The 9,764-nt window shown below is 52.8% G+C and carries 5 protein-coding genes and 2 pseudogenes; 2 read left to right on the forward strand and 5 right to left on the reverse strand.

Annotated elements, in window-relative coordinates; all coding sequences use genetic code 11:
* Positions 1–350: 350 nt before the first annotated feature.
* Positions 351–1,265 (reverse strand): hypothetical protein, encoded by a 915-nt coding sequence (locus U3A55_RS05185; RefSeq protein ID WP_330990412.1) that lies wholly within the window; start codon positions 1,263–1,265, stop codon positions 351–353.
* 1,036 nt (positions 1,266–2,301) lie between these two features.
* On the opposite strand from U3A55_RS05185, the gene U3A55_RS05190 reads away from it, so the two are divergent.
* Positions 2,302–2,679 (forward strand): thioredoxin family protein, encoded by a 378-nt coding sequence (locus U3A55_RS05190; protein ID WP_330990413.1) that lies wholly within the window; start codon positions 2,302–2,304, stop codon positions 2,677–2,679.
* Between the two features lie 131 nt (positions 2,680–2,810).
* Here the strand turns inward: U3A55_RS05190 and U3A55_RS05195 are convergent.
* Positions 2,811–3,143 (reverse strand): annotated as a pseudogene (locus U3A55_RS05195) (IS6 family transposase); the annotation flags it as partial.
* 6 nt (positions 3,144–3,149) lie between these two features.
* Between U3A55_RS05195 and U3A55_RS05200 the strand changes: the two are divergent.
* Positions 3,150–4,249: pseudogene (locus U3A55_RS05200) on the forward strand (restriction endonuclease); the annotation flags it as partial.
* Positions 4,250–4,262: 13 nt separating this feature from the next.
* Here the strand turns inward: U3A55_RS05200 and U3A55_RS05205 are convergent.
* From U3A55_RS05205 to U3A55_RS05215, 3 genes are all read right to left on the reverse strand, one after another.
* On the reverse strand, positions 4,263–4,835 hold the full coding sequence (locus U3A55_RS05205; RefSeq protein ID WP_330990414.1) for a hypothetical protein: 573 nt from the start codon (positions 4,833–4,835) through the stop codon (positions 4,263–4,265).
* A gap of 231 nt (positions 4,836–5,066) precedes the next feature.
* Complete coding sequence (locus U3A55_RS05210) at positions 5,067–9,488, reverse strand: NACHT domain-containing protein (RefSeq protein ID WP_330990415.1); 4,422 nt, start codon at positions 9,486–9,488, stop codon at positions 5,067–5,069.
* A 71-nt stretch (positions 9,489–9,559) separates the two neighbouring features.
* Positions 9,560–9,764, reverse strand: a 205-nt coding sequence (locus U3A55_RS05215; protein ID WP_442978273.1) for a DUF7567 family protein, incomplete at its 5' end; no start/stop codon positions are given.

Below are 9,764 nucleotides of genomic sequence, written 5' to 3' on the forward strand. Positions count from 1 at the left end.
TAGGCAGGGCAGCTGACGAAACCGAATCACCCTGTACTACTGAGGCGATAAACCAGCCCGCTCCGATAGCGGTTGCAAGAGCGAGTGAATCTGCAAGTGGGTTCCCGGTGAGCCGCTGAAGCAGGTCAAAGCTCATAGGCGCACCTACTTATCATTCATTCCGCTATGAACAGCCCCGAACGGAGAACGCTTGAAAAGACTGCACCGCCACTGGTGCCGAACGTACCTCGTCCACCGCTGAACCCATCACTCACCAAGAATCCACAGAGAGCGATTCGCCAGTTCATATCGGCGGCTTCCCTGATTACCTCTCTGTGTTGGTGCAGTTGATATGTATCTACCATGGTGTGTTAGCTCCGTATCCACTCCAGAAAGGTTCCTGCATCTTGTACAAAACTGTAGGCTCCATAGAGAAGACAGCCGACAATCAGTATCCCCAACGGAATGTAGAACTCGAACCAGAGACTCACGGCGACGACAAGCAATCCCGTAATGAACGCTCCTTTCCGTAGGGCTCGCCGTTTGAGCCAATTCCGATGCTCGTTAAACCCGTTGTCGGAAAGCAGTAGTGGTACGTTGTCGGTCCCGCGGAGAACCGGTTCACCCTGCTCAACGTGTATTTCACCGCTGATGCTCACTTCATCACCCTCCAGCAGCGGACGCGCCTCTAGCAAATAGCGATCCAGATCAATCTCATCGTTGTGTCGCTGTACGTATCCGGCAAACCGCTGGAAGGATCGGTGCTCGATACGATTCTGGAGATAGGTGTACCACGAGTCCCAGAGATACACGGATAGCCGGTCCTGCTTATTGACACCGCCGATCTCCAACTTCTCCAGTCGTTCGGCGTCAAGGGTGGTTCGGAGCCACGACGGATCGATACGAACCGTCTGACTGCCAGTATCAACACCGAATCGACCCCATTCGATGCCTGAGGCGAACGTGTGCCAATGCTGGCGCTCCCACCCCCAGTCTTCGATTGTGAGGTCACTGTTGGAGTTGTCCGAGAACCGACTCTGCCAAAGATACGCACCAACAGGCCGGTCAGCGTCTTCTACGGCCGCGGCGGCTGTTTCAACCGGTTCTTCGACCGTCAGCTCTCCCGTGAGGGCGACTGACTCCCCGTCGACGATTGACGACGACGTATCGGTATCGCCCGACGGGAGAGACCGAAGAACGAGCAACGCAGTCAGCGCACGATACCCATGGGCCAGGGCAATGGTCACGAGGGCCGCGATTACGATGAGAACAATCGTGGGTGGCATACGTGGATGGAGGCGAGGCGCTTTGAGGGCGTCTCAGTGGATGGGTCGGTTAGCGATACTTCGTTGGGGGATGTTAGTAGGCCGGACCTGCTGGCTGTACAGCACTGCAGTGATGGGTACACGAGGGGGCCTTGCGTCACAGGGGTTGCATCACATACCGAGGAGGACGGTTCGCTTGAATATTTTGTGAGGTGAAGTTCACAAGAACTGGTACCATTCCACATGATTTGTAGGGTTACATTCTATCACGCTGTTACGAGACGTTCGCAGTGTGCCCGTCGAGACGGGTATAGGGAGGGTAGTCCGCAGGCCCGATCCTAATCTCTCCCCGCTGTTGGATGGCGCGGGGCCGACAGAGAGTGGCAGGGCTTGCATTCAATACGTAGTGCCACAGCGAATCCTCACTCAGACAACAGTAACATCGACATCCCAGATCTGCCACGTTTGTACTGGAGTTCCTGCCTCGGAGGGTTCGGGCTTCTCAGTTTGTAATTCAATCTCGGCCTTGACCTCGAAGAGCCCCGTTACGATTACTTCAGCTTGCACCGCAGCCGTCTGTGGGTCTTGTTCGACAACGGTTATCTGTGAGATCTCTGTCGGTACGTGCGGAAGCAGCAGCTGGAGCAGAAAGCCGGTGAACAGAATCGAAAAGAACGATTAACAGTTCGCCAGTTCCCTCGAATGGCCCGTCTGAGTGGATCAGCTCCTCAGCCTCGTCGAATTTGCCCTCGGTAATACGCGTTATGAACGTCTCTGTTCTCTCCGTCGGAGAGTTGACTGGCATATTGAGTTCAATATAGGCTACTCACGTATCAGTCAGTGCAGCAGATCTATTCTTCGAGTTTGTCTGTTACCGCCTCGAAGAGCCGATCTGTCCGCTCTGGGAAGACGACCCGTTCTCCGTCAGTGTCGTCGGACTCCTCAGACATCTGTATCGGATAAATCGTCGGGAGGCAAAAAACTGGGGCAGCGTCGCATGGCGTGTTCAGATAATACCAATGTCTTTCACGTGTTATAGCCTATATATCATCGGACGATGGTCCCTGACGTTCCCATAGACGACGGAGTCGAACCGACCCCCGACGAACCCGTTCCCCTCGACCCCGAGTCCTTCGAGTCGTTTCTGCAGAGTCACGATCTCGTTCTGATCGATGTCTGGGCCGAATGGTGTGGGCCCTGCAAGGCGATGGACCCAGCCGTGGAAGACCTCGCGGCCGAGATCCCAGCCCTCGCCGTCGGCAAGGTCGACCACGAGCAGAACCCCGACCTCCTCTCCGACTACCGGAGCCTGATTGGTAGGGTCGTCTCGTCGCTCCCAGCGTTTTTCGTGTTCGTTGAGGGCGAGTGCGTCGAACAGACGACTGGCCGTCAGTCGAAGGCCGACCTCGAAGCGCTGATCTCGGAGTATCGATAAGTGGCGAGTCTCTCCAATCGCCCATCGCGATACGTTGATCGACTACCCAACCGCCGTTCTTCCACATCCCCCTGCTACTCAGTGGCTACCATCCCGCCCCTCCAGAGGCCGTGTTAATTTTGGCATTTATTCTACCAGACGGCGAGGGCTTGGAGCCACGATTCTGCGGTGGTCGGCTCCACATGGCTAAAGGTATTTGAAAATGAGGCTGTTTGCCGTTTTATCACTCTAAAGATACGTTCGACAGTATTCCGATTGCCATGGAGTTCATATCTGCAATCGGGGCCGTGTCGGTCGAGGGCAGTTTGGAGCCATTGAGCGTCATCAACGAGAAACACGGCGTTTTCGACATCGTGTTTCTCGCGTAATTCGCTCAGGAAGATTTCGATGAAACCGGTTCGATACGTGCTAAAAAGCCGAACGTGAAGGGCTTTGTTCGTTTCAGGATCGAGGGCGGCGTACAGTCAGTATTGGTGACGACCGGCCGGTTCACGAACCCTGCTCAGGAGTATGCCGACCGGCTCCAGCAGAACGACGACCCACATCCAATCGAGCTGCTCGACGGCGAGGACCTCCGGGAGTCGCCGATGAGATCGGCCTCGGCCTCTACAACGGGCGCATCGAGATTCTCTGCGACGAGACGCTCCGCCCGTACGACCCGGCCGTCGACGTCGACGCGCCCGTCATCGAGGCGTTCCGCGACATCGAGAACATCGAGGCTACCGACCTGCCGGAACCGCACTCATCGGTGACGTTCCGCCCGGTGGTCGCGGTCACCGCGGACACGAACGCCGTCTTCGAGACGTCTGTGGGCGTCATCCACCAGATCAACGACCGGACCCGATTCGTTGCCCACGCCGAACGCGGGCAGCCACAGGTCGCGGACGAGGATGTCGCAACGCTGGTCACCGAGAACCTTCACGCGACGGTCGACCTCGATGCCGAGCAGTTCGGAGAGGTGTTCGACGACGTCGAGGAGCGCCGGTTCGGGCAGACCCAGACGGAGTACAAGGACTGGGCCGTCGAGCGGCTCCAGGAGCACCACACGACGACGGTGACCTACACCGGCGACAACAACGTCACGTACAACAAGACCTGCGAGCCGAACCGTTCGGACATCTCCGTCCAGTCGATCGAACCAGTGTACCTCCCTGAGGTTCGGCACACGACCGACCTCCAGGAGTACACCTACCCCTACGAGTACTACGCGGCAGGCCCGTCAAGAGTGACAGCCGAGGACGGCATCCATCAGTGCGTCCACTGTGACACGAGTGGCGTCACCGAGACGTACACCTACTGTCCGAACTGCGGGGCCATCGCCTGCTCTAGCCACATCAAAACGGAGCGGCTGGAAGGCGAACCGGTCTGTACGGGCTGTGCGGTGACGGAACGATTCGCGCTGAAGACGAAGTACTTCTACGACGAGGAGAACCTCGAAGCGTTCCGCGAGGAGTACGCCGCGATGCCGATCCATGAGAAGGTGATGGAAAACAAGTGGCTGGCCGGGGGAAGCGTTGTCGCGACGCTGCTGGTCGTCGTCGGACTACTCGTCATCGGCGGCATCATCTGAGCGGGCTAAGCGTTCACGCCGGCTCAGCGACCAGCTCTTCGAGCGCGTGCTCAAGCGGGCCGTGGAACTGCCAGCTGGCCCGCTCGAAGGCGTCCTCGGTCGGACCATCCCACCGGGGGAACGCGGAATGACCACTCACCTTGACCGTCCACTCGGACGGCTCCTCGAATGGGTTCCGGGTCGGGAGTTCAACGACGTAGAGGTACTCTTCGTCGCCGTGAATGCCGTCAGCCGGATTCTCGACACCGTGTCCGAGCAGGAACATCGGCTGGTCGAGGTGCTCCATATTGTCCGGCTCGAGGAGATCCGAGGGGTGGTCAGCGTGGATGCTCCGGTCACGCCCTTCGTCCACGTAGAGGGCCATCGTCGAGAGCGTGTCGAGGAACAGGAACTGGGCAGCGGCGTACGCAGGCCCGCGCTCTGTTCGTGTCTCGTCAAGCAGCTGCTTCAGCTGGTCCAGGTCACGGAGGACGCTATCGGGATACCCGTCCGAGTGGCGGTAGATTTGTGCGATGCGGTCGGTATCGGACTGTTCGCCTGCGGTCTCGCTCCGTTGGATGAATCGGAGTTGACTTCGTGTCGACATCGATCACCGCCGGCGCGTGTGCGCCGGCGCCCCTCTCCGGCGCAAAAACAACCATCTCATAATAGATCCCCCGAGGAGCTACTCCGTCGATGTGGCTCAATCGATTAATTCTGGTAAGCTTGAGTTGCTGACTATACAGGATCAAGTCAGCACGGCGCACACCTTCATCATACGGTTTATAATAATATTCTTTAAGTTATTCTTACACATTCGACTCAAATTGCTAGAAAATCAGGCACCAGAGTCATCCAAGACGCCCCACTTCTGAATCCGATCCTCATGAGGCCACATCAATCGTCTGGTCCAACCCATCACATGGGAGAAAAACTCCTTAGCGGCTATTTCCCCTTCAGTTCTCTTTACGACCCACAACAATTGAGGAAATATCATTTGATAGCTCTGAGTGTCAAGCCGGCTCTTTCGCCAAGCATTTAGAACACTCTGTAGGGCCTCTTCATCTGCAATTTCAAGTAATGCTTGAGCAACGATTTCGAAACGATCACTTCCTCCTCCCAGCCATGAGTTAATCAAATCACGCTCCGCGATCACGTTTTCAAGTAATAGAATTGCTTCATCCACATCTCCTTGATCTGCCAAGAGCCGTGAGATAGGAGCAGCTGCCGTTGGGTCATATCTTGGCGATCCTATGGAATCCTCTTGAATTAGACTACCTGCCGCTGAAAGCTCGTCAGATGTTAGGCTTTCGAAGTCTTCCGTCGTAAGTGGATTATCCTCGGAATGTTGAGAAAGAATCTCGTGAATACGTTCATCTACTATTTCCTCTTCCTCTAATTCTGTTTCATATTCACTGGACCCGTTTTCGGAATCCAGATCTTCAGGGATATCTACGCCATATTCTGATGCCAACTCCCGGAGATGCTCTTTTCGCTCATCGCTGATGCCGTCTTGTACATAATCCCCCCAACACAAAGCCCGCAGGGCTTTCACAACTAGTTCCTCCCATCCAAATTCATCGGCAACTTCTGCGGCTTTAGAGAAGAAGGGAAGTTCCATTTGTGAGGTGGGGCCGCTACGGACTTTCATCTCTTTGGAATCAATCAGTTGATACAGCTCCTCTTCAGTCATTCCTTCCGAATTCTCCAAACGCCAGTTCCATAGCTTCCGAACTGTCGTAGTTTGCCAAGCGTTTTCCTCTACTGTATGATAGTTTATAGCGTCCGAATCGAGAAGTGATTTCAGGAATATGCCCTCGAAGTGGCGGGTCTCTTTTCCATCCGTCAATTCATGAAGAAGATTTGCCCAGTTGATTAATTGAATAGATGCTCCCAAATATTCGTCCCATTCTCCATCCGCTAAATCTTCGAGTCCATCCCAGACGTCGTCTAAAAATACGTCTTTCCTATATCCGTATCGGAAACAACGCTCGACTGCTTTCTCTGTGTATTTTTCAGCTCGGTCATTGTATCCTGCCCTGGCTGCTCGAACAGCTAAATCCATAAGCTCTCTAGACGGGGGCTCCTCCATAGGAGGCCTATTCAATAACTCCTCATAGCGATGGTCCAAACCTTCTGGGAGAGCTTCTTCTGGGGATATGTCCTCCCAAGCCCGAATCAGCGTCTTGGTGATCGTATCGAAAAATCGATCTCCAGAATCCATGTCCTCTGTCAATTCGAGAATCTGCTCCACACAATCTTCTGACCCGTGGTCAGCAACTTCACCGAAGGCATCTGATACCTCTGAAACCGCTTGCCAATACTTGATCTCATCTACGTTCCTAGCACTCTGATCGAGCAACCAACCTTCTTCAAAAAAGCTCTCTAAGTATTCCAGAGTCGCATCCACCCAAAGCTGTTTCTGAGTTGGAGATTCACGGGTTGCAGCGGCTCCCATCATGGCAAGAAGTTTCTGAACTCTCGGTTGCTCAACAGCGATACCATCGATAATATCCAGTATGTCTTCAGGCGACTCAACCAGGCTTGCTACTATAGAACCGGCGTAGTAGACACCGTAGAAACGAATCCCCCCTTGGCCTGGTCTATGATAAGGATCGTCCAGTTCTCGCCTTTCAACTACCTCGAGTATCTCATCCTCGTCTCCGCCACACCTGAGTAGAGTATGTAGGGCAGCGAGAGATAATTCTGAATAATCCGGTGCGTTCTCTCTAAGCTCATTCTGCCAGTCTTCAGGGAGTTCGTGAATCAGGTTCTCACACGCCTCCAACGCTACTGATTTATCCTCAAATAACCACTCTGGCGGCTCTAGCTGACTTTCGAACAGCTCGGGTTTTCTCTGGACAGCAGCTAGAACTTCACGGGGGAAGTGCTCACCAGTATCTTCACGTCTGATTTCTCCTGCCGCCTCCCAGAACTCCTCCGGCTCTAAAGCATGAGAGGCGACCTCAAAGTATGCTTCTGGGTTCCAACTAGGTTGTTCTGCTTTTCGATAATCTTCTTCCCAGCCAGCGAGCCATTTTCGGTCTAATTCGTCTTCCCAGTTCCGCGCAACAGTTTGCATTGCCTCCAGTGCCTCTTCACTACCACCGTCATAGCCGCGGATTTGGTCGACCAAGCGAAGAGCTTTATTTCGGTCATCTTGAGCGGCATAGTACGTGAGACGTAAATCGTCACTTGTATAGATGTCTAACATATTTCGAGCGACACCGCCAAGAAAGACAGAGTCAAACGCTGTGACGTAATCCCCTTCTTGAAGCGAGGCATCAAAAGCCAGGTCCAAAGTATTAGACAGATGATCAAGTTGTATCCCCTCATGCCACCATCTTAGAATGTTATCAAGAGTTGCTAAATCCTTGAGAGCGCTATTTCCGGGGCCATTATTTGCATGATATCTAAGACTGTCCAGATTTTTTGGGAAGTTGATGCACTGTTCGAATAGGTGGTCGAATAGCCGTTCATGACCGCGTTTAATTTCTTCTTGATCTAATTGGTCCTCTGTATACTTCCTGAAGCTGTCGTGGAACACGCGGAACCGGTCACCAGTCGTCGGCTCCAAGATATGAGCAAGAGGTGCCTCCTCAAGTCGTGTGCTTTCCTGTATATATGGCAGATCAATTACAGACTGTATCGTGTTTTCTTGAATACCAGTAGGATTCAACGCTACCAAGGTGGCAACGTCTCGCTCATAAGGCTCTAAAGGCCCCCAAATCGTATCATAGTATTCCTCCAGTTCCCCATCAACATGTGATGCATCAGTTAACACTGATGCAATACCCTCCTCCAAATTCTCGTTCTCAAATCCAGCTCTAGTTACAAGGTGAGAGATGATGACAGGAAGCCCTCCAGATACGTCCTCTACTTGACTAACGAGATCATCACTAATCGGTACACTTCTTCTATCAAGATACTCTCTGATCTCTTCTGAACTCCAAGGGGGTACCTCAATCTGTTGATCAACTCGGAGAATATCATGGGCCTCTGAAATTTCCCGACTTACCATCAACAGGCCAATTGGATCAGGAAAATTGAGTGATCCAATCTCTTCAAGAGCGGAACCTTTAGCAGATTCTGTAGCCCGAGTATCCCCGAACTGACGTAACGTGTGATCCAAGCCGTCGATTATAAATAGAATTTGTTGGTCCTCCTGATCCGCCCACTGAGCCACGTTATCGATATATCCCTGTAAATCCTCAATCCCTGTCCATACTGGAACCGCCGTATCTCCCCCAAATGCCTCTGGAAAAGTAGAATAAACCTGATATGAGAGTTGATGTCTAAACCACTCTGGATCACTCCTCTTCATCTCCAGTTTATCGGCATCCTCAGGTACGTAGAAGTAAAATCGAAGCGTCTGATAATTCTCTGAATCTTCCCAAGCCCGATGTAAAAGTTCGATACCTACAGATTTCCCGCTTCCAGGCCCCCCTTCTACTAAAACTCGGCCGTCCGGATCTTCAAATGTATCTTCTAAGTCCCCAAGCCATTTCGGTCGTATATACTCCTCTGGGAGTTCGAACTCCTGAGGAAATCGCTTGGAAGGCGACAATTCCAGCTGCCGGATTATATCATTACGATCTAATCTTTGAATATTCGGCTGGTTTCGTCCCCATCTGGCCAGGCCGACTGCTCTCTCAGTCAAGAAGTACGGATCATCAATCTCGGGATTTTCCCGAGCATCCAAGCGTGGGGCGACGTTTTCTACAAGCCGTTCAAACAATTCCGTGTTTCGGAGCGACTTGGTCTTCTCTTCATCCGTAACAGTACCTATTCCTGGCACGCCAAATATGAATTCAATATCAGTTTCTCCGTCAACCCTGCCTCTTCCGTCTGCTAATTTTCGCGTCCTGAATTCTATGTCACCAAGTATCGAGATCTCATCGTACTCATCTGAAAAGTTAATTCCTGATCCAACCTCATTCTTGTAGGACGTTAGAACCACGAATCGCGAACCTTCATCTGCGTCAAGCCTTTGCTCCGCGGATGAAGATAGATCTGTAAGATCTAGTCCTCTTCCACTTGAACCGTCAAAGTCGCTATGAGTAAGCCTGTAACTTGGTCCATTTTTCACCTGTATACACGTCTTTTCATCGTCTTCGAGAATAATGTCGTCAAATTTGTCTTCCCTGTTGTACTTTGATTCTATAGACACTGCATCCAATTCTTCGAAGAAAACTGAGAGAATACAGGCTCCAGCTACAACGTCTTGAAATGTGTATCCTCTTGCTGCACCAGCCGGCATTATCTATTTCACGTTATTGTCTGTGTTAGAGTCAAGTATCATTAAGCTGTCCACCAGCCCCGAGGGATGCACTACGCCAGGTGCGATACCTCATCTGGCTCCTCGACGTCGTCGAACTCGCCGCGCTCGACAGGGTCCCAGTCTTCACCCGGCTCTGGACTCCACCAGTCGACCTTGTAGGCGCCCGGTGCGCCGAGGATCTTCATGCGCGCCGACCCATCAGGCAGGTCGCGGCGCAGTTTCTCGTCGACGTGGAGGTTCCAGGTCGTGGTTGTA

It is taken from the genome of Salarchaeum sp. III (genome assembly GCF_036418315.1).
Lineage (GTDB): Archaea > Halobacteriota > Halobacteria > Halobacteriales > Halobacteriaceae > Salarchaeum.

Bases quoted from the DNA above. Each gene is read 5' to 3' on its own strand.
- U3A55_RS05210 (WP_330990415.1), bottom strand. From the start codon at position 9,488: ATGCCGGCTGGTGCAGCAAGAGGATACACATTTCAAGACGTTGTAGCT.
- U3A55_RS05190 (WP_330990413.1), top strand. From the start codon at position 2,302: ATGGTCCCTGACGTTCCCATAGACGACGGAGTCGAACCGACCCCCGAC.
- U3A55_RS05185 (WP_330990412.1), bottom strand. From the start codon at position 1,265: ATGCCACCCACGATTGTTCTCATCGTAATCGCGGCCCTCGTGACCATT.
- U3A55_RS05205 (WP_330990414.1), bottom strand. From the start codon at position 4,835: ATGTCGACACGAAGTCAACTCCGATTCATCCAACGGAGCGAGACCGCA.